This window comes from Mesorhizobium sp. M1A.F.Ca.ET.072.01.1.1, from assembly GCF_004023325.1.
Taxonomy (GTDB): Bacteria; Pseudomonadota; Alphaproteobacteria; order Rhizobiales; family Rhizobiaceae; genus Mesorhizobium.
The window spans coordinates 1-400 of the sequence record NZ_RZSF01000788.1 but is presented as its reverse complement, the minus strand read 5'-3'; the positions used below and the strand labels follow the sequence as shown (position 1 = coordinate 400).

At 59.8% G+C, this 400-nt stretch carries 1 protein-coding gene; it reads left to right on the top strand.

Annotated features, from left to right (window positions below):
- Positions 1–261 (top strand): DUF427 domain-containing protein (locus EOA32_RS38045; protein ID WP_128374353.1); only part of this gene is annotated, 261 nt, incomplete at its 5' end.
- Between the last annotated feature and the right edge of the window lie 139 nt (positions 262–400).

The window sequence follows — 400 nt, the reverse complement described above, 5'->3', positions numbered from 1 at the left end:
GTCTTCTACATACCGTTCGAAGATATCTATTTCGAGCTTTTCGAGAAGACGAACACCACCACAAGCTCGCCCTTGGGCACGGCAAGTTACTGGCGCGTCCATGCCGTCGGCGGATCGGCCGATGATTTCATGTGGGCCTATGAGACGCCCGAAACAGCCGCTTTGGCCATCGCCCGTCACGGCGCCTTCGACCCGGACAAGGCGCGCATCGATGCCGACCCGGCAGAGGACGTACGGCATACGCCGCGCATCCCCGGATAATCTCCAGACGGTCCGATGGGGCCTATCAGTGCGCCGGGAATGCAAACAGATCTGAATCGACGTCCTCGAGGCCGTCAATCGCCGATGAAACCAACTCGGAAGCGATCTGCGAGAAGGTGATGCCATTGCCGCCATAGCC